The organism is Vibrio sp. 1F263 (assembly GCF_041439035.1).
GTDB lineage: Bacteria > Pseudomonadota > Gammaproteobacteria > Enterobacterales > Vibrionaceae > Vibrio > Vibrio tasmaniensis_A.
In genome coordinates, this window is record NZ_JBGONI010000001.1 from 178,693 (window position 1) to 198,983 (window position 20,291).

At 42.6% G+C, this 20,291-nt stretch carries 16 protein-coding genes; 8 read left to right on the forward strand and 8 right to left on the reverse strand.

Features of this window, described 5'->3' with window-relative positions; all coding sequences use genetic code 11:
- The first annotated feature begins 146 nt into the window (after window positions 1-146).
- The gene (locus ACED25_RS00750) at window positions 147-626 is read left to right on the forward strand and encodes a DUF1456 family protein (RefSeq protein ID WP_009848621.1); all 480 of its coding nucleotides are present in this window, start codon (window positions 147-149) and stop codon (window positions 624-626) included.
- A 142-nt stretch (window positions 627-768) separates the two neighbouring features.
- On the opposite strand, the gene fadR is transcribed toward ACED25_RS00750, so the two are convergent.
- Window positions 769-1,608, reverse strand: coding sequence for a fatty acid metabolism transcriptional regulator FadR (gene fadR, locus ACED25_RS00755; protein ID WP_009848622.1), 840 nt, complete (start codon window positions 1,606-1,608; stop codon window positions 769-771).
- Window positions 1,609-2,249: 641 nt separating this feature from the next.
- Between fadR and nhaB the strand changes: the two genes are divergently transcribed.
- Window positions 2,250-3,842 carry a Na(+)/H(+) antiporter NhaB gene (nhaB, locus tag ACED25_RS00760; RefSeq protein WP_009848623.1) on the forward strand — a complete coding sequence of 531 codons (1,593 nt, stop codon included), beginning with the start codon at window positions 2,250-2,252 and terminating at the stop codon, window positions 3,840-3,842.
- Between the two features lie 131 nt (window positions 3,843-3,973).
- A complete protein-coding gene (gene dsbB, locus ACED25_RS00765; protein WP_065677953.1) occupies window positions 3,974-4,498 on the forward strand; it encodes a disulfide bond formation protein DsbB in 525 nt (174 codons plus the stop codon).
- 74 nt (window positions 4,499-4,572) lie between these two features.
- Here dsbB and ACED25_RS00770 read toward each other — a convergent pair whose 3' ends face one another.
- A complete protein-coding gene (locus ACED25_RS00770; protein ID WP_017101192.1) occupies window positions 4,573-5,193 on the reverse strand; it encodes an SEC-C metal-binding domain-containing protein in 621 nt (206 codons plus the stop codon).
- 218 nt (window positions 5,194-5,411) lie between these two features.
- Here ACED25_RS00770 and ACED25_RS00775 point away from each other — a divergent pair, with 218 nt between their 5' ends.
- Both ACED25_RS00775 and dusC read left to right on the forward strand, forming a co-directional pair.
- A complete protein-coding gene (locus ACED25_RS00775) occupies window positions 5,412-5,954 on the forward strand; it encodes a prepilin-type N-terminal cleavage/methylation domain-containing protein (protein WP_009848626.1) in 543 nt (180 codons plus the stop codon).
- A gap of 70 nt (window positions 5,955-6,024) precedes the next feature.
- Window positions 6,025-6,981, forward strand: a complete 957-nt coding sequence (gene dusC / locus ACED25_RS00780) for a tRNA dihydrouridine(16) synthase DusC (RefSeq protein ID WP_371694422.1) — start codon at window positions 6,025-6,027, stop codon at window positions 6,979-6,981.
- 43 nt (window positions 6,982-7,024) lie between these two features.
- Here the strand turns inward: dusC and ACED25_RS00785 are convergent, their stop codons facing one another.
- The 3 genes from ACED25_RS00785 to yfbV all read right to left on the reverse strand — a co-directional run bounded on the left by ACED25_RS00785 (window position 7,025) and on the right by yfbV (window position 10,472).
- Entirely contained in the window at window positions 7,025-8,491 is a 1,467-nt protein-coding gene (locus ACED25_RS00785) for a GGDEF domain-containing protein (protein WP_371694423.1), read from the reverse strand.
- A gap of 251 nt (window positions 8,492-8,742) precedes the next feature.
- Window positions 8,743-9,708 carry an ABC transporter substrate-binding protein gene (locus tag ACED25_RS00790; protein WP_371694424.1) on the reverse strand — a complete coding sequence of 322 codons (966 nt, stop codon included), beginning with the start codon at window positions 9,706-9,708 and terminating at the stop codon, window positions 8,743-8,745.
- 311 nt (window positions 9,709-10,019) lie between these two features.
- Complete coding sequence (gene yfbV / locus ACED25_RS00795) at window positions 10,020-10,472, reverse strand: terminus macrodomain insulation protein YfbV (protein WP_009848630.1); 453 nt, start codon at window positions 10,470-10,472, stop codon at window positions 10,020-10,022.
- Window positions 10,473-10,813: 341 nt separating this feature from the next.
- Between yfbV and ACED25_RS00800 the strand changes: the two genes are divergently transcribed.
- The 3 genes from ACED25_RS00800 to ACED25_RS00810 all read left to right on the forward strand — a co-directional run bounded on the left by ACED25_RS00800 (window position 10,814) and on the right by ACED25_RS00810 (window position 17,121).
- Entirely contained in the window at window positions 10,814-12,010 is a 1,197-nt protein-coding gene (locus ACED25_RS00800; RefSeq protein WP_009848631.1) for an acetate kinase, read from the forward strand.
- A gap of 146 nt (window positions 12,011-12,156) precedes the next feature.
- Complete coding sequence (gene pta, locus ACED25_RS00805; protein ID WP_371694425.1) at window positions 12,157-14,331, forward strand: phosphate acetyltransferase; 2,175 nt, start codon at window positions 12,157-12,159, stop codon at window positions 14,329-14,331.
- A gap of 306 nt (window positions 14,332-14,637) precedes the next feature.
- Entirely contained in the window at window positions 14,638-17,121 is a 2,484-nt protein-coding gene (locus ACED25_RS00810; RefSeq protein ID WP_371694426.1) for an EAL domain-containing protein, read from the forward strand.
- Between the two features lie 33 nt (window positions 17,122-17,154).
- Here the strand turns inward: ACED25_RS00810 and ACED25_RS00815 are convergent, their stop codons facing one another.
- The 3 genes from ACED25_RS00815 to ACED25_RS00825 all read right to left on the reverse strand — a co-directional run bounded on the left by ACED25_RS00815 (window position 17,155) and on the right by ACED25_RS00825 (window position 20,252).
- Window positions 17,155-18,102 (reverse strand): glutathione S-transferase family protein, encoded by a 948-nt coding sequence (locus tag ACED25_RS00815; protein WP_017102833.1) that lies wholly within the window; start codon window positions 18,100-18,102, stop codon window positions 17,155-17,157.
- 195 nt (window positions 18,103-18,297) lie between these two features.
- Entirely contained in the window at window positions 18,298-19,284 is a 987-nt protein-coding gene (oppF, locus tag ACED25_RS00820; protein WP_269334945.1) for a murein tripeptide/oligopeptide ABC transporter ATP binding protein OppF, read from the reverse strand.
- Window positions 19,281-20,252: an ABC transporter ATP-binding protein gene (locus ACED25_RS00825; RefSeq protein WP_009848635.1), complete on the reverse strand. Its 972-nt coding sequence runs from the start codon at window positions 20,250-20,252 to the stop codon at window positions 19,281-19,283. Before ACED25_RS00825 ends, oppF begins: the two co-directional genes overlap by 4 nt.
- Window positions 20,253-20,291 lie beyond the last annotated feature (39 nt).

Below are 20,291 nucleotides of genomic sequence, written 5' to 3' on the forward strand. Positions count from 1 at the left end.
ATTGGGGATTTTTTATATCTACCGAAAATAAGCGTTCTCTGTTAGAGTCGCCGTCAACTATGCTATGTAGAGTAGAAATTTGTTTGCCGACAATAACGGGCTAACCAACACCTCTTTACTCTTCAAACCCTTTTTAGGAATCCCCAGTGACTAACAACGAAATCTTGCGTCGTATTCAACACGCGCTAAACCTTAAAAATGCACAGATCATTAAAGCTATCGAGCAAGCTGATGTGACCGTTGCTCATGACCAAGTGATTAATTGGCTAAAAGACGACAACGACAAGTCATGCTCTAAGATGAAAGATAAAGAGTTAGCGGTATTCCTAAATGGTTTTATCAATCTTAAGCGTGGCAAAAAAGAAGGTGTTCAACCTAAACCTGAAGTAGCTCTGACTAACAACATGATTTTCATGAAGCTGCGTATTGCGTTGAACATGAAAGCAGAAGATGTATTAGATATATTAGAAGTGGTAGGCATCAGCCTAAGTAAGTACGAGATTGGTGCCTACTTCCGTAAGCCAGAGAACAAGAACTACAAAGTATGTGAAGACCAACTACTTTGCGATTTTCTAAATGGCGTGCAATTTACTAACCGTCCAGACTCAGAAGAGTTTGCAGGGTAAGTTACTGCCTATTGATACGTTCTCACCAACTATCAATAAATAAAAAGCGGCGAGATAATTTGATTATCTCGCCGCTTTTTCGTTTTCTTTACGTCGTTTACTCAATAAGTAAAACAACCGAACAGTAGTTTAATGAAAAGACTTAGCTGTCGTCTTCAGTAAAGTTTGTCGGTAACGTTGTCTTCATCTCGTTCCAAATCTGTGCGCTTGCGATACCGTAGTTACGAATCACAAGTGGCAAATTCTCACGCTCACCGCTTTCACAAATAACAAACAAGTTTTTGTAGAACTCCATGGCTAAACGACGAGCTTCTGGGTTAGAGAAGTAGTAGCTACCAACACGGTCGTACAATTTTCGAACACCATTAAAGATCAGGCCATAAATTTGGTTACCTGAATGGAATGCTAAACGTTGGAAAAGCATGTAATCGTAGAAGTTAAAAGTTTTAGCAATTAAGATCGTTTGACGCTTCGCTTCATCTTTTTCTACGTCTTCTTTCACCGATTGTTTGATCTTGTCAGCATATGGCGACGATTCTAAGAATTCATCCCAAGTAGGTGCCGCAAGTAAAGATTCACAAGATTCAATTACGTTAGTAATCGTACGCTCTGAAGCCTCTTTATTTGCTTTGAATGCATAACGCATAAAGATAGGGCTGATATTAGTACGAGCAGCAAGCAGGTCTTCTACCATTTTACTTGCGTTATCAACGTCCAACGTCATTAATGTATCAAGGATATGAAGACCTGACGTTTCCATAAACTGATTAACTTTAGTTGGCTTACCGTGTTGGATTGTCAACCAACCATCACGAGCAAGACGCTGAAGTACTTCACGAAGCGTAGTACGTGTAACACCAATCAGCTCAGAAAGCTCACGCTCTGCGGGCAAGATAGAACCTGGAGCGAAACGGCCATTCCAAATACTTTCAATGATATACTTTTCTGCAAATCCTGCCGGGCTCTTTGCCTTAATGACCATCTACACTTCAATCCAATTTAATTATTTTGTTCTAATTTACTCATCATACCACTAGTTAACACCCTGCGGAAATACCCCCAAAAAATTTTACGCACTCAAAACCCAAGTAGAGTTAAAACTCTAAAGTTCAGCACACGTTTGCACTCAAGGTTTGGATAGCAAGCGACTACAAATCATCATTTAAACAAACCATTAACACAACAAATTCTTTTTAAAATCAATGAGATTGGTCATATTTTTAAATCTATTAATTTGCAATGTTAAGTTGTAATAATCATATATAAGCCGTCGTTATTCTGTAAATTTTAATCATTTCGCTGAAATATTGATTCTAGTCGGTTTTTATCACATTTTAAGTGGTATGCTTGCGCTACTTTGATCGCGTTTCTCAACAAAAAAGAGGTATTTTTAGTGCTACAGGGGTTTTCCTGTTGACTAAATGTTATCTAAGAGTAGAGTTGCGCTCAAAAATAAGCAGTGCTTGAGTTTCTAAGGGAGTGACTTGGCAAGACCACAGAACATTACATGGAATGTAGTTTTTCTAAGTCACTGTTAGTTATAGGTTTTAACTAAACCTACAGCTCGATTCTCAAAATGTTGTATTGCTTGTCTATTCATAATCAACATAAAAGAGTATTAACATGCCGATGTCTCTCGGAAACGCTTTTATCAAAAACTTCCTTGGTAAAGCTCCTGATTGGTATAAACTTGCCATCATTTCCTTTTTAATCATCAACCCGTTTGTTTTTTTCCTAGTTGACCCATTTGTTGCGGGCTGGCTATTAGTGGTTGAGTTTATTTTCACTCTAGCTATGGCTCTAAAGTGCTACCCTCTCCAACCCGGTGGCTTATTGGCAATTCAAGCCGTCGCCATTGGCATGACTAAACCAGAAATGGTTTATCATGAGCTACAAGCAAACCTACCAGTATTACTCTTACTCGTATTCATGGTTGCTGGCATCTACTTCATGAAAGAACTACTTCTGTTCATTTTTACGAAGATCCTGCTCGGTATCCAATCCAAAATTCTACTCTCTGTCGCTTTCTGTGTCGCCGCAGCATTCTTGTCTGCCTTCCTAGATGCGCTGACAGTAATCGCCGTAGTCATTAGCGTTGCAGTGGGCTTCTACTCTATCTACCACAAGGTTGCATCAGGTAAGGGCACAACGTCTGCGCACGATCATACTCATGATGAAGAGATCTCTGAGCTAACACGTGATGACCTTGAAAACTACCGCGCATTCTTACGTTCACTACTTATGCACGCCGGTGTTGGTACTGCTCTGGGTGGTGTAATGACCATGGTAGGTGAACCACAAAACTTAGTAATTGCTAAGCAAGCGGGTTGGGAGTTCGGTGAATTTATCATCCGCATGCTGCCAGTAACACTGCCTGTTTTCTTCTGTGGTATTTTAACTTGTGCACTTGTCGAGAAATTCAAAGTGTTTGGCTACGGTGCAGAGCTGCCAAATAACGTTCGCCAAATCTTAGTTGAATTTGACAACAAAGAACGCGCAAATCGTACAAAACAAGATGTAGCTAAACTATGGGTTCAGAGTGCAATCGCAGTTTGGCTTATTGTTGGTCTTGCGCTTCACGTCGCTGAAGTCGGTTTGATTGGTCTTTCAGTGATCATCTTAGCTACAGCGTTTACAGGTGTAATTGAAGAACACTCGATGGGTAAAGCCTTTGAAGAAGCACTGCCATTTACTGCACTTCTTGCCGTCTTTTTCGCGGTTGTTGCTGTAATCATCGACCAGGCTCTATTTAAGCCAGTAATCGATGCCGTACTTCACGTTGAAGATAAAGGCGCACAGCTCGCACTCTTCTACGTAGCCAACGGTATTTTGTCGATGGTTTCAGACAACGTATTCGTCGGTACGGTTTACATCAACGAAGTTAAAACAGCTCTGGTTGAAGGCGTCATCACTCGTGACCAATTTGATCTGCTTGCTGTTGCTATCAACACAGGTACCAACCTACCTTCTGTTGCTACGCCAAACGGCCAAGCTGCATTCCTATTCCTATTAACGTCAGCACTTGCTCCGTTAATTCGACTGTCTTACGGCCGCATGGTAATCATGGCTTTGCCATATACTCTCGTATTAGCACTTGTTGGCCTTGCCGGTATTGTGTTCTTCGTAGAACCGATGACAGCATGGTTCTATGATGCAGGTTGGATCATTCACCGTACGGGTGAAGTGGTAGCTCCAGTTATCTCCGGTGGCCACTAACCCGGATTTCTATCGCTAAACACAATAGGTGCATCTAACTAATCAAAAATATTAGTTGATTAGGAAACTTATCCAAGATAAAAAGCTCTGAGTAATCAGGGCTTTTTTATTTTATTGACAGGATTAAATTCGTGAACTTTTTTGCAATGCTCAAAGACTTCTCTAAGGGACGTTTATCTTGGCTTTTACTGCTGGCTTTTATTGTCTTTTTTGAAGCATGTGCTCTTTTCTTTCAGCACGTGATGATGCTTGGCCCTTGCGTAATGTGTATCTACGAGCGCGTTGCTATGCTCGCTATCGGCATCGCAGCAATGATTGGTGCTATTGCCCCGCATAATCCGATATCACGTTGGCTAGGTCTAGTTGGTTGGGGGTTAGGTGCGTATAAAGGGTTGATGCTTGCTTTAGAGCACGTTGACTACCAGTTTAACCCGTCTCCTTTCGCTACCTGTGACCTGTTCGTGACCTTCCCTAGCTGGGCACCTCTAAACCAATGGGCTCCGTGGATGTTTGAGGCCTACGGCGACTGCAGCAAGGTAGTATGGCAGTTCTTAGAACTTTCAATGCCTCAATGGCTAGTGATTATCTTCGCGGGTAACTTGGTTGCTTTCGGTTTTGTAGTGATTTCTCAATTCGTTAAATCGAAGAATGACTAACAATTAGCACATAATGTTCAGAAACGAAAAAGTCGACCACGAGGTCGACTTTTTATTATCTATTAACAATGCAATTAAGCTTTTTTACCACAGCACTGTTTAAACTTTTTACCACTTTCACACGGGCAAACATCATTTCGGCCGATGCCCTTAAACGGATTCACACTTTGAGATTTATTTCCGAGCATCGCTTCATCCGCTGCTAGCGCAACTTCTGTCACCATCAAATCGACTTGCCCGACGAGATCATTCAAAGTTGGCGGGGTTTCTAATCCAGCCGCTTTCATTTGCTCGATTGTCTGTTCTTCATCAATCGCCAGCATGAATGTTGTTAACATTGCTTGTAGCATGCGTAATGTGCCATCTGCGATTGACGTTTCCTGCCACTGTTCTTCAATCGTCGGCCAGACCATCATAAAACCTTCAGAAAAATCGGCTAGCTGTTCAGCAAAATTATCTGCATCAAGCACTTCTGTAAGCAAATATTCACTTCGCTGAATGAGGTTATGTTGGCGATTAATTTGCTCGGTGACTTGAGGAACGAAGTCCTGACCAGTTTCAGGAATAGCTATAGGTAACCAAGCCTCTGGATCAAGAGGTTTAGTTGCAAGGTTAGATGCAAATATAGCACCTTCTACAAACTGGGCTGTTACGTCGTTAATTGAGTCAGGAAGACTCAATAATTGATACTTCATATTACTTCACTAGTCGGTCAATTCTGTTGTCTCCATTATACCCACAAGGCTAACAATTAGTAATTATTCGTATAGCTCTATGATTAATTACACCTACCAGTAGCCACGCAAACATTATCTTTAGTTCCATTCAGCAAACTAAACTTATTTCATTTTGAAAATTTAAGTTTGAAGTGTAAAAGAGTCACTGAAATATTTAGTTACATATAGAATACATTATGAAACAACACCAAAATGGTTTTACTTTGATAGAGCTGGTCTCTGTCGTCGTTATTTTAGGCATACTTGCCGTTACCGCAGCTCCTCGCTTTCTAAATTACCAACGCGATAGCCATGAAGCTATAGCTCAAGGTGCTTTTTCTTCTTTTCGAACTGCGGTTAACCTTTACCACTCACAGTGGCTTGTTGATGGAGAGCCTGATTTTAATCAAGATGTCGATTATGGTGAAGGCAGCGTTTATCCTTCATCGACTGGTTTTCCAATCGCTGTTGATCAACTACCGATTAATTCGGGGACTGCAATTAGAGGGAGTGACTGCGCAAGGCTTTGGCGGGCGCTCATGAATACTGACCTCACCGTTAGAGATCACGGTAGCTCAGTATTCCCTTCAGAAGAACCGATCGTTGCTTGGTATACATCAGATCCAAGCTGCTATTACTACTACACTGATGGTTACTCGCTAGGCGAAGATTTACCAAGGCTCAACTACTTCCCTCTAACCGGTGAAATAACTGTTACGTCAGATTCACCTAGCTCATAGTGACAAGCTTTTAACTTGCCCGTACAATCACGCGTCTTAATTTTCGATCCATTCAGTTTCGGTAAAGCAAATGCGAGTAATACTTGGCCCTATGGAGGGCGTTTTAGACCATCTAATGCGTGAAATTCTCACAGAGATCAATGATTACGATCTCTGTGTGACGGAATTTGTGCGCGTAGTTGATCAACTTCTTCCTCCGCATGTTTTTCACCGTATTTGCCCTGAATTGCATCAAGGCTCTCAAACCATGGCTGGTGTTCCAATCCATCTCCAGCTTCTAGGACAACACCCAAATTGGATGGCCGAGAATGCTTTTCAAGCTGCTAGTTTAGGCGCTAAAGGCATTGATCTTAATTTTGGTTGCCCTGCAAAAGCGGTAAACAAAAGTAATGGCGGTGCGTCACTGCTAAAAGAACCTGAACTCATCTATCAAGTGGTGAAGTCTTGTCGAGATGCGGTGCCAGCACACATTCCCGTATCTGCGAAAATTCGATTGGGTTGGGAACGCCCGGAAGAGTGCTTTGAAATTGTCGACGCTATCGAACAAGCAAAGGCAGACGAACTCACTGTGCATGCAAGAACCAAAGCTGGCGGCTATAAAGCCAGCGAAATTAAATGGGATTACATCAATCAAATAAGAGAAAAAACGTCTCTACCTTTGATTGCTAATGGGGAAATCTGGAACTATCAAGATGGTCAAGATTGCATAGAAGCCACTGGCGTCGATTCATTGATGGTCTGCCGTGGAGCTTTCAACATTCCAAATCTTGGCAACGTCGTTAAGCACAACCACCCAAAAATGCCGTGGAATAAAGTCATCGAACTTTTGCTACGCTATTCAGAGTTTCAAATAAAAGGGGACAAAGGCATGTACTACCCCAATAGAGTGAAGCAGTGGTTTGTTTATCTAAGTAAAGGCTACCCTGAAGCGAACGAACTTTTTAAAGAAATTCGTACTTTCAAGAAAGCGCCACCTATTGTGGAGCGCCTTCAGCGTTATCAAGAAGAACATCGCCAAACTGTGTGAACTAGTTTCTCTTCTTCTCTAGCATAGAAGTTCAATAGCGTGGTTAAAATACGATGCGGTCTTTACCTGTCGTCTTAGCCACGTACAACTTTTCATCCGCGTGTTTGAATATCTCTTCAAAGCTTAGGTTGTTATGCTCAGCTTCAGTAATACAAACACCACCAGAGACAGTAAAACCATTAGGTACAATGTTAGCTGAGTTCGCACAGACAGCATTTTTAACACGCTCTAATGTCCTCATTAACGTTTCACGATCATCACCTTTTAGATAAACGACAAACTCTTCACCACCAAACCTTGCTGCGACATCACTACTTCGAATGCTATTACTTATCTGGCGGGACATGTAGCGAATAACATCATCCCCTTTGTCATGCCCAAAGGTATCATTAATCAACTTGAAATTATCAATGTCAAATACAGTCAAGGCGAATAACTGGTCATGCTCCACACTGCGCCAAAAAGCTTCCAGTCCCCTACGATTTAGCAGCCCGGTCATCGGATCTTTAGCTGCTAGCTCTTTGAAGTAACCACGTTCAATATTGGAGTTAACGAAGAAAAAGAGCGTTACAGAGAATAGATATACGATGATAGCGACAATCAGACTGTCTTTCTCGTAGACAAAAAAGTGCTCCACCTCTTTGGCAAAATCTAATTCGTAGTACATCGCGTGATGAGAGGTGACTCCTTCCAGTTGTATCGCGTGATAGAAAGTAGCGCTATCAACCGGATTAACCAAGGTGGTATCAATAATATCGATTCTACCGGCTAAGTGCTCATTCGAACTCGCAAGCAATTTACTGGCGTCAATCTCAACAGAAAGCATTCCTTGATGTATCCCCTTATGAAACACCGGAATCGTCATGCTTATCATACGGTCAAGAGAGTCAAATCGATACGCAGGACCCGTTAAAGTCAATTGTTCTGGATTGTTGGCGGTTCTTTGCCAATACGGGCGGCTTTTTATGGTCGAAAGTAGTTCTTTCCCTAGCTCTTTAGCAAAGTCTTCTGGCGAAGAGATCACATACCCACGAGTATCAATAAAGTGTACGCCGTTGTGATATTCATCAAGTTGGGACAAAAATGAAAGAATTGGCGCGAGAGCAATTTTTTCTGACGCACTTTTATAACTATCACTGGTTTCATTACAAAGGGATTCTTGACCAACCAACATATAGTCGATATCGACAGAGGGGATATCTGCGGTTTTTCCGTCAGCAAGAAGTAATACGTCAATGGGCCAAATTCGGCAAAGACCATCAACCACTTGCTTATTGTGATCAAGGAAAAGAGGGTTTCCTGATTTGTAGTAATTAGAGAAGCTGTAATCTAGAGCGGTAACAATTTTGGTCGTTCGTTTAAACACTTCTTCAATACGCTGAAACTCACTGCTGATGTCTTTTTCAACCGCATCAAAATGATTTTTTCCTATCAGCCCAAGTAACATGGTCGCGATCACAGCGGGAAAGCCGAAGACAAAGGTAAGGCTAAAGTGCCTATTTACTTTCATAGAATGTGCTCTTAGCGCTCAGTTATTTTCATTAGTTCCATTAATATTATGACATTAATCGACAGCCCTCTCGATGTAAAATAATGTAAGTTGGTATTAACGATGCACCTATCGGGGAAATAACTACTTAAAAATGAATAAAATAGATCGCAGCTAATGGTGAGAGTCGACTAATGTTGTTCATTATGATGGTTTAAATTCCTGTTAACAAAATGACTTATTGAGCATTGTTTTTTTGATGTCAATACCAATCAACGGCTGACTATCGCACGATCAACCACAGACTTAGGTAGCGTCAAACCAAGCTCACGAGCGGCATCTAGGTTAACTACCAACTGTGAGCTTTGAGCCGTTTTAACACTCAACTTCCCTGGTTTTTGTCCGTTCAAAATAGCGGCCACATAATCAGCGGTCTGCACCCCGACGTCATAGTAATCTAGACCTAATCCAGCGATTGCTCCCTTGCCAACATAAGACGTTGCTCCTGCAACCACGGGTGTGCCAGCTTGGTTTGCAGCATTTATAAGTCCTTTGATACCGCTTGCCACCGTGTTATCAGTTAGTGCGTAGATAACATCAGATTTCTTAGCCACAGATGCTGTTTTTTCTTCTACATCATCGATGGTCAACGCTTTTTCAGTATGCAAAGTAAAGCCAAAGTCTCGTGTTGCCTGCTTTAACAGCCCTACTAAAGCAACAGCATTTGCCTCTGCTGGGTTATAAACCACACCGACTGAAACTGCATTGGGGAGTAGCTCTTTAATAAGAGATACATGTTGGGAAATAGGTGATAAGTCAGAAAGGCCCGTGACATTTCGTCCCGGCTGCTCCAATTGTTTAACAAGTCTTGCTCCGATAGGGTCTGTCACCGCGGTGAACACAATCGGGATCGTTCGAGTCGCTGAAACCAACGCTTGAGAGGTCGGTGTCGCGATGCCAACTAATACATGAGGGTTCTCACTAACTAACTCTCTGGCTATTTTTGCTGCCTGAACGGGATTGCCACCAGCCATTTCATAAGAAAACTCTAAATTTTTACCCGGTTCGTAACCTTTTGCTCTCAATCCTTCAAGAAGTCCTAGACGTGTTGCATTCAGATCTGGATGGTCAACAACTTGTGAAACCGAAACTTTGGCAACGTTCGCCATTACATTGCTTGTCCATAGCAACAGCAGACAACTTACGACCGCTGCCAATACCTTTTTTACAGAACTCATTATCGCTCCCTGAATCAAGCTCTACTAATTATTGCTCGCTCAAAGAGAACAACATCACTATTGATATTATTACCAGTAACCATTGATGACTTGTAGTTATATTTAACAAAAACACAACAAGGCTCGGAAAATGCGTGAAATAGTGAAAGGCAGAATTTGAAAAGTAAGAAACTACATGAGTAGTAAGAGAAAAAAGGAATGAGGGGGAGATAGGTGAATAAAAGCGAAGCGAAAATAATAAAAATCAAACCTGAGAACAAACCATCAATGATGAATAGTTGCTCTCAGACAAGAGGGAGAGTTGAAACTCATTAGAACCAACGTTCCATTGAGGATTTATCTAGCTGACGAAATGCGCGATTTAAAATGATCGCCAATTCTTTATAACGAGGGCGCGACTTCATTGGCTCTAACGCAAAACCCGTTTCAGTGATCTTCTCATGAAGTTCGCGATACCACGAGACAAGTGCAGGTGGAAGTTGTGTGTTTGAGCGATTACCTAACCACCACATGCCTTGAAGCGGTAAGCTGATTGCAAACAAAGCCATGACCACAGCTTGTGGCATCGCTTGATAATTATTAAAGACCATTTGTGTAAGAACACTAATAGCAGCTATCGCTGGCATCACTTTCACGCCAAAACGCGTCGCTTTGATAATGCGCTGCTCAGGGAAGATCGAGTTTAACTCTTTGCGGACGGGCCAGAGATCCATGTACTTTTGGCCATCTTTTAAACTACTCGCTAAACCAACTCTATTGCTCATATGAGTCTCCCATTAAAAAAAAGTTGAAACCATCAACTAAAAACACAAAAATTTGACGAAAAATAATATTCTTTCAAATTTTTTTGTTATATTTGCACAATATCGCTATTATTTGCAGACCTCAATCTCATTGTTGCCCTTATTTACAATTTAAGCAACTTTGAGAAGACTTCTGCAAGGAATGCACAAGCCTCTTTTTGATAAAGAGTGCTTTCACTTTATACGGAAATTAACGTTTTTTTGACCAAGGTTAGTACGCAAGCCCATGTGCTTCGACTATTCTTGAGATTAATTTTCATCCTTAACTGATTTCGATCAGAAAAATAAACAGGTAGTCATTAATGTCTAAGCTAGTTTTAGTTTTAAACTGTGGTAGTTCTTCTCTTAAATTCGCTGTTGTTGATGCAGAATCAGGTGCAGAGCACCTAACTGGTCTTGCTGAGTGTCTAGGTCTTCCAGAAGCACGTATGAAATGGAAACTTGATGGCAAGCATGAAGCACAACTTGGCGCGGGCGCAGCTCACGTAGAAGCACTGTCTTTCATGGTAGAAACTATTCTTGCTTCTAAGCCTGAGCTTAAAGCTAACCTTGGCGCTATCGGTCACCGTATCGTACACGGCGGCGAGCAGTTCACTTCTTCTGCTCTTATCACTGATGAAGTTCTTAAGGGTATTCAAGACGCTGCGACTTTTGCACCTCTTCACAACCCTGCTCACCTTATCGGTATCGAAGCGGCTCAAAAGAACTTCCCTGGTCTACAAAACGTTGCTGTATTTGACACTGCGTTCCACCAAACAATGCCTTCTGAGTCTTACCTATACGCTCTACCGTACAACCTGTACAAAGAGCACGGCATCCGTCGTTACGGCATGCACGGTACTTCTCACCTATTCATCACTCGTGAAGTTGCAGGCCTACTAAACAAGCCAGTTGAAGAAGTTAACATCATCAACTGTCACCTAGGTAACGGCGCTTCTGTATGTGCAATCAAGAACGGTCAATCTGTAGATACTTCTATGGGTCTTACTCCTCTTGAAGGTCTTGTAATGGGTACACGTTGTGGTGACCTAGATCCTGCAATCATCTTCCACCTACACGACGCTCTTGGTTACTCTGTTGAAGAAATCAACAACATGCTAACTAAAGAATCTGGTCTTGCTGGTCTAACTGAAGTGACTTCTGACTGTCGTTTCGTTGAAGACAACTACGGCGAGAAAGAAGAAGCAACTCGTGCAATGGACGTGTTCTGTCACCGTCTAGCTAAGTACGTTGCTGGTTACACTGCAACTCTAGAAGGTCGTCTAGACGCAATCACTTTCACTGGCGGCATCGGCGAGAACTCTGGCCCAATCCGTGAAATGGTTCTTAACCGCCTAGGCATCTTCGGCATCGAAGTTGACGGTGAAGCTAACCTTAAAGCTCGTTTCGGCGGCGAAGGTACTATCACTACAGCTAACAGCCGTATCCCTGCAATGGTTATCTCGACTAACGAAGAGCTAGTAATTGCTGAAGACACTGCGAAACTAGCAGGTCTTTAATTGATTTTCCTGACTAGCTTCACTCGAAGCTAGTCAGTTTTTCATATCAAGAAAATGGGGCTCAACTTCTATTCCTACCCCAATATGTTTATCGGTGGGAATAGCGGTTGAGCTTTTTTATTTCCAATAGTCAAAGGTGTTCGTCAATGTCACGTACTATTATGCTTATCCCTACAAGCGCTGGTGTTGGTCTTACTAGTGTTAGCATGGGTGTTCTTCGCGCTATGGAGCGTAAGGGCGTAAGTGTTTCTTTCTACAAGCCAATCGCTCAACCTCGTAGCGGTGGTAACCAGCCAGATTTAACCTCTACTATCATCAGCGCGAACAGCGACATTAAGATTGGTGAGCCAATCGCAATGACAAAAGCTGAAGCTTTGATCGGTAGCGAGAAAACGGATGAGCTTCTTGAATCTGTTGTTGAGCAATACAACAAAATCAACAAAGACGCTGAAGTAACGCTAATCGAAGGCCTAGTCCCTACTCGTAAGCACCCGTTTGCAAACCAAGTGAACGCAGAAATCGCGAAAACGCTTGGGGCAGAGATCGTATTCGTTGCGACTCCTGGTACTGACAACCCTACGCAACTTAAAGAGCGTATCGAAGTAGCATGTTCTAACTTCGGCGGTACTAAGAACAAGAATATCAAAGGCGTAATCATCAACAAGCTTAACGCTCCTGTTGATGAAGCTGGTCGTACTCGCCCTGACCTATCTGAAATCTTTGATGATGCAGACAGCGCTCAGCAAGCGAACCTTGAAGTAATGCAAATCTTCAATTCTAGCCCTATCCGTGTTCTTGGCTGTGTGCCATGGAGCATCGACCTAATCGCAACTCGTGCGGTTGATATGGCTAAGCACCTTAACGCTGAAATCGTTAACGAAGGTGAAATCTCAACTCGTCGTATTAAGAGCATCACTTTCTGTGCACGTTCTCTACCGCACATGATTGAGCACTTCAAGCCAGGTTCACTGCTAGTAACTTCTGCAGACCGTCCTGACGTTATCGTTGCTGCGGCTCTTGCTGCGAAAAACGGTGTTGAGATTGGCGCAATCCTACTGACTGGCGGTTACGACATTCCAGAAAGTATTGCTAACCTTTGTGCACCAGCATTCGCTTCAGGTCTACCGATCTTCAAAGCTCAAGGTAACACTTGGCAGACGTCTCTAAACCTACAGAGCTTCAACCTAGAAGTTCCTGCTGACGATAAAGAGCGTATCGAGTTCGTTAACGATCACGTTGCAAGCCACATTGATGGCCCTTGGATTGATTCTCTATCTGAAGGCACTCAAGGTATTCGCCGTCTAAGCCCACCAGCATTCCGTTACCAGTTAACAGAATTCGCTCGTAAAGCGGCTAAGCGCATCGTTCTTCCTGAAGGTGATGAGCCACGTACTGTTAAAGCTGCATCTATCTGTGCTGAACGCGGTATCGCAACATGTGTACTTCTTGGTAACCCTGAAGAAATCCGTCGCGTTGCTGCACAGCAAGGTGTTGAGCTAGGCGCTGGCGTTGAGATCATCGATTCTGCTTCAGTTCGCGAAAACTACGTAGCTCGTCTAGTAGAACTTCGTGGCGCTAAGGGTATGACTGAAGTTGTTGCTCGTGAGAAGCTAGAAGATTCAGTATTCCTAGGCACTATGATGCTTGAAGCTGGTGAAGTTGACGGCCTAGTTTCTGGTGCTGTTCACACAACGGCGAACACAATCGTTCCTCCGTTCCAGATCATCAAGACTGCTCCTGATGCTTCTATCGTATCTTCAATCTTCTTCATGCTTCTGCCTGATCAAGTGCTTGTATACGGTGACTGTGCGATCAACCCAGATCCAACAGCTGAACAGCTTGCTGAAATCGCTATCCAATCTGCAGATTCTGCTGCGGCATTCGGTATCGACCCACGTGTTGCTATGATCTCTTACTCTACTGGTGAATCTGGTAAAGGTGCAGACGTAGATAAAGTACGTGAAGCAACCAAACTTGCTCAAGCGAAACGTCCTGATCTTGTGATCGACGGTCCTCTTCAGTACGACGCTGCAATCATGGAAAACGTAGCCGCTTCTAAAGCGCCAAACTCTCCAGTTGCAGGTAAAGCGACAGTATTCGTATTCCCAGACCTAAACACAGGTAACACGACTTACAAAGCGGTACAGCGTTCAGCAGATCTAGTGTCTATCGGTCCAATGCTTCAAGGTATGCGCAAGCCAGTAAATGACTTGTCACGTGGCGCTCTAGTAGACGATATCGTTTACACTGTTGCTCTAACGGCTATCCAAGCAGACCAAGCAGCTCAAGCAGCTCAAGCTGAAGAAAAAGTAATTAACTAATTACATTTTCTCGTTCTTAAATGCTTTAAAAGTATCAAAGCCTATGCAATTGCATGGGCTTTTTATCATTGAAAATTGGTCGAAATGACAAACCTCGCTCTATTCGTACGCCACCCAATAGCTTTATTTTCACTTTTAGCTAAACCACTGATTTATCAAGTTGTCTTTTTCTTTCCTTTCTATTATTAACCTACCGTACGTTTATCTGAAAAGTGCGATCTTTGACGTTTTTATTCTTCGCAATGATGATTTGTTTTGTTATATTATTTTACATAATAAATAAACTTCTTTGTATTTCATAACACTATGACGTCAGATACTCGGCTGATCACGTTGATCAAATGGCTCCCAGTTAGCTTTATCGCACTTTTTTCACTCGTACTAATTTCTTCATTTCTGTACAACTCACACCTGTCTAACCAAAAACAATTAGTTAGAGCTGAGCAACTATTTAAAGATCAGCACAAACAATTGCTTAAAAGCCAAGTCGACGTAGCAAAAAGCCAAGTTCTCTATTTAAAATCAACCACCGAGTCAGAACTAAAACAAGTCGTAAAAGAACGATTAGAAGAAGCACATCGAATCTCTACTCGTCTCTACGAAGACAACAGATCACAGCCAAGAGAAATAATCGAATCCATCATTAAAAGTGCGTTAAAAGACATTCGCTTCAATAGTGATCGTGGTTACCTTTTTATTGTTGATCGCCAAGCTAAAGGCATCATGCACCCATTCTGGCCCCACCTCGAAGGACAGGACCTTTCCACGCTTAAAGATACGCGAGGCACTCCCATAGTCACAGAAATGGTCAAACTGTCACTAGAGAAGAAAACAAGCTTTTATAGGTGGTGGTTTCACAAACCAGGTGACAACAAGACAGAGTACGAAAAAATTGGATATTCTGTCTACTTTGAACCACTAGACTGGGTTATAAGCTCCGGTGATTATGTCGTTGATGTTGAAAGTGACCTAAAACAACAATCATTAAATTGGCTGAAAAACTTAACGCTTCCTGGTTCTGATCAGCTTTTCGTACTCGACAAGCAAGGCGTATTTTTGGCGCACGAGTCGCAAGAACTCATTGGGTCAAAACATCCTACATTTCAGTTAATTATTCAAAGTCAAAACTCAACTAATTCACTCCAAGAACGATTTATCAGCCTCGATAACGGGTTGGCTAACAATCGTTCGCAAGACACCATTAACTATGTAGCAAAAATTCCAGACTGGGAGTGGTATATCGTTGGTAGTGCTTATACCCAAGCCATTGAACAATACTCTATCGCACACAAACTGGTCACCGAAGAATCACTAAAGCACGATACGATTGAACTCATCATTTATAGTGCAGCAAGCTTCCTAACTTTGCTGGTCATTAGTTTCTATATGGGTAATGCCATCGCACGACGTTTTACTACCTTCCAAAACAGAATTAAACATGACTTCCATAAACTAGAGCAGAACCGTAAAGAACTCTCTTACTTGGCTCACCACGACTCACTCACCGGTCTTTACAACCGAACAGCATTAAAAGAGAACTTTGAGGCGATCCAAATAAAAAATACGCAAAATGGTACTAAAATCGCCATACTTTTCATTGATCTTGATGATTTTAAAAATATCAATGACGCTCATGGTCATGGCTATGGGGATCAACTGCTCAAAAACATTGCTCAAACTCTACAACATTTAACTGAGCCGAATGAAATGTATTTCCGTTTTGGCGGTGATGAGTTTATTGCGATTATAGACAATCTACCGACAGCTGAATCTTTGACACCAATTCTTAACAAGATTAAGCAGGCAATCGAACGCTCATACAATATTAAAGGGGAAAGCCTATCAATTAAGACAAGCATCGGCGTATCCTTATCCCCCGATCATGCTGACAATATAGAAATGTTAATCTCTAAAGCTGATATGGCACTCTATTTCGCGAAACGTACAAGCAAAGGCATTATTCAATTATTTAACGAGTCTATTTCTGATGATATCCACAGTAAACTCGAGATTGAGAACGCGCTTAATTCTGCTTTAAATAACGAAGAACTGTACGTTCACTATCAACCTCAAGTCGACGTACATTCAGGTGTAGTGTTAGGGGTAGAAGCGCTCTGTCGTTGGCAAAACAAAAAGTTAGGATTTATTCCACCTGACGTATTTATCAGCATGGCGGAAAAAACGAATCTAATTAATGACATTACGTTCTTTGTCGCTGAAACTAGCATGCGCCATATTAGCAATATCAATAGTAAGCAGGGGGTCTCTCTATCGTTGTCTATCAACCTATCTCCAGCAGTGTTTACTCAGCATAACTTGGTTGAACGCTTCTCAGAGCTTGCTGCCAAATACGCATTTACACCAGCCAAGATCAAAATTGAGATTACAGAAAGTGTACTAGTTGAAGATTTGCAAGCCGTCACGCGGGTAATGAACCGCTTCCAAGCACTAGGTATGCAAGTTTCCATCGACGATTTCGGTACGGGTTATTCATCATTAAGCTATATTGCCTCCCTGCCTATCAATGAGATCAAGATAGATAAATCATTTATAGATACTATTGATACCGATGAGAGGCAATTTGCACTGGTTGAAGCGATTACTTCTCTAGCAAGTATTTTCAATTTCGACTTGGTCGTGGAAGGTATTGAGACTCAAGCACAGTTGCAGTCTATTAAGCAATTGTACTGTAGCGCAGTTCAGGGCTACTACTACTCACGTCCGGTAAGCGCAACAGACCTCGTTAAGTATCTAGAGCTACAAAATCAAAGAGAAGCCTTTGAAGTGTAATTCGATATCAGCCTGACCCTATGTTCCGGTAAGTTAAATTAAATAACTGCGTTTATGGGGTGACTCTAAATCAAGGTAAGGCCCTTTGGGGACAACTTGAGTCGGATTAATGCCTGTATGGCTGTAATAATAGTGGCGCTTGATGTGATAAAAATCGGTCGTCTCTTTAATGCCTTCGACCTGGTAGAGCTCTTTTAAGTAGCCCTGAATATGGACGTAGTCTGAAATTCGCTGCTTATTACACTTAAAGTGCCCAACATAAACGGCATCAAATCGAACCAGAGTGGTAAACAAGCGCCAATCCGCTTCTGTAATCTCGTTACCCGCTAAATAGCGATGTTCGCTAAGGTGAGCGTCTACTTTGTCTAAGGCTTCAAATAACGCATCATACGCTTCTTCGTAGGCTTCTTGTGTCGTTGCAAAGCCCGTTCGGTACACACCGTTGTTAATGTTTGGGTAGATATAGTCATTCCACTCATCAATCTTCTTTGCCAGTTCCCACGGATAGTAATCATCGGTGTTGCCTGTCAGTTCATTAAACTCTGAGTTAAACATACGGATAATCTCAGACGACTCGTTACTCACAATGGTGTTAGTCTTTTTATCCCACAACACAGGCACCGTCACTCTACCCGAGTAGTCAGGTTTGGCTTGAGTGTAGATTTGATGCATGCGCGTATGGCCGAACAGAGGTTCAGGTAACCCCATTTGCCAACCATCACTCATCATGTCTGGGCAAACCACCGTCACGTCAATGTGATCGGTTAGGTCTTTAAGCTCTCGGAAGATAAGGGTGCGGTGCGCCCAAGGGCAAGCCAATGATACGTACAAGTGATAACGGCCGCTTTCAGGCTGAAACTGCGCGGACGCTTTATTCTCTACCCAGTGACGAAAGCCTGCATCTTCACGAACAAACTTGCCACCGCTTTCTTTGGTGTCGTACCAAACATCATGCCAAACACCTTCAACTAACTTGCCCATATCCAAACCTCTGTCATCCATACTTTTCTCTAGTATAAAAAAAGCCAACTTTTTCTAAACTAGAAGAAGTTGGCTTAGTTGTTCAAATTATTTGATGAAGCTTATTTAATATGGAACTTTAGACACAAAAAAAGCGCGACTCTAATAACTAGTCGCGCTTAAGCCTGTCACAGGCTGAACCGTTTTAAATAGGCTCTAGACTTGTACGTGCAAGCAAGATACTGCGTGTACGTCATCGCCTTGAATGGTTGGCTTGGTTTTCGCACAGGCCTCAGTTGCTTCAGGGCAACGAGTACGGAACACACAACCTGATGGTGGGTTGATTGGCGATGGTAAATCACCTTCCAGCATCTGAATCGTTTTGCTGCGCTCTAAGCGTGGGTCTGGAATCGGAACTGCAGACATCAATGCTTTGGTATATGGGTGTTTTGGGTCTGAGAACAAGGCATCTGATTCACCTAGTTCAACAGCATTACCTAAGTACATCACCAATACACGGTCAGAGATGTGTTTCACCACTGACAAATCGTGCGCGATGAATACCAAAGACAAACCTAACTCTTTCTGTAGTTCCATAAGAAGGTTTACTACTTGAGCTTGGATAGATACATCCAGAGCAGAAACAGGTTCATCACAGATGATCATCTTAGGCTTCAAGATAAGTGCACGTGCGATACCGATACGTTGACACTGACCACCAGAGAATTCATGTGGGTAACGGTTGATTACGTTGGGTAGTAGACCAACTTTTGCCATCATCTCTTTAACTCGATCTTTCACTTCCTGTTTAGAAAGCTCAGGATAAAAAGTCTCTAGAGGCTCAGCAATGATGTCGCCTACTGACATACGCGGGTTGAGTGATGCTAGCGGATCTTGGAAGATCATCTGAATCTCTTTACGAGTCTCACGACGCTTCACTTCCTGCATCTTAGTCAGGTCTTGACCTAACCACATAACTTCGCCTTCAGTTGCCTCAACTAAACCAATAATTGCGCGCGCAAATGTTGATTTACCACAGCCAGACTCACCTACTACACCTAGCGTTTCGCCTTCGTAAAGATGAACATCCACACCATCAACGGCTTTAAGGTTTGATGGTTTCGCCCAAGGCCAAGCAGACTTAGCCGCAATGCTAAAGTGAACTTTTAGGTCTTTAATATCTAATAGTAATTCTTTACTCATTTTGTCCAAGTCTCCCAATCTGAAAAACAAGCACGCTGACGGTCTTTAGCAAATGGCTGTAGAATCGGTGCTTCTTGCTTACAACGGTCCATTACACGGTGACAGCGGTCTTGGTAAGGACAACCTGTTGGTAGGCGAAGTAAGTTAGGTGGGTTACCTGGAATCGTCGGTAGAATTTCACCTTCGGTATCCAAACGAGGAATCGCTTTAAGCAGGCCTTCCGCATAAGGGTGGCTTGGCTCGTAGAAGATTTCATCAACCGTGCCATATTCCATTGTACGACCTGCATACATCACAAGTACTTTGTCACACGAACCAGCAACCACACCTAAGTCATGAGTGATCATGATGATTGCTGTATTGAACTCATCTTTAAGTTCGTTCAGCAATTCCATGATTTGCGCTTGAATGGTTACATCCAACGCCGTTGTCGGCTCATCAGCGATAAGCAATTTAGGGCGACACAGTAGTGCCATTGCGATCATCACACGTTGACGCATACCGCCAGAAAATTCATGTGGGTACATGGTTATACGCTTGCGTGCTTCAGGGATTTTCACCGCTTCCAGCATACGAACTGATTCTTCGAACGCTTCTGCTTTACCCATGCCTTTATGCAGCATAAGTACTTCCATCAGCTGATCACATACTTTCATGTAAGGATTCAGTGACGTCATTGGATCTTGGAAGATCATCGCGATCTGTTCAGCTCGTACTTTGTTCAGCTCTTTTTCAGGCAGGTTAAGAATTTCATTGCCTTCAAACTTTGCGCTACCTGAGATGATGCCGTTCTTAGCTAGCAGCCCCATCAGTGCAAATACCGTTTGTGATTTACCTGAACCCGACTCACCAACAATACCCAGCGTTTCGCCTTGGTTAAGTGAGAAGTTCAAGTCGTTTACTGCGGTTACGATACCATCTTGCGTGGTAAATTCGACGCGCAGATCTTTGACATCTAATAAGCTCATCATTGCTTCCTTCAATCTTTTATAGCTTTTGTATTTTTA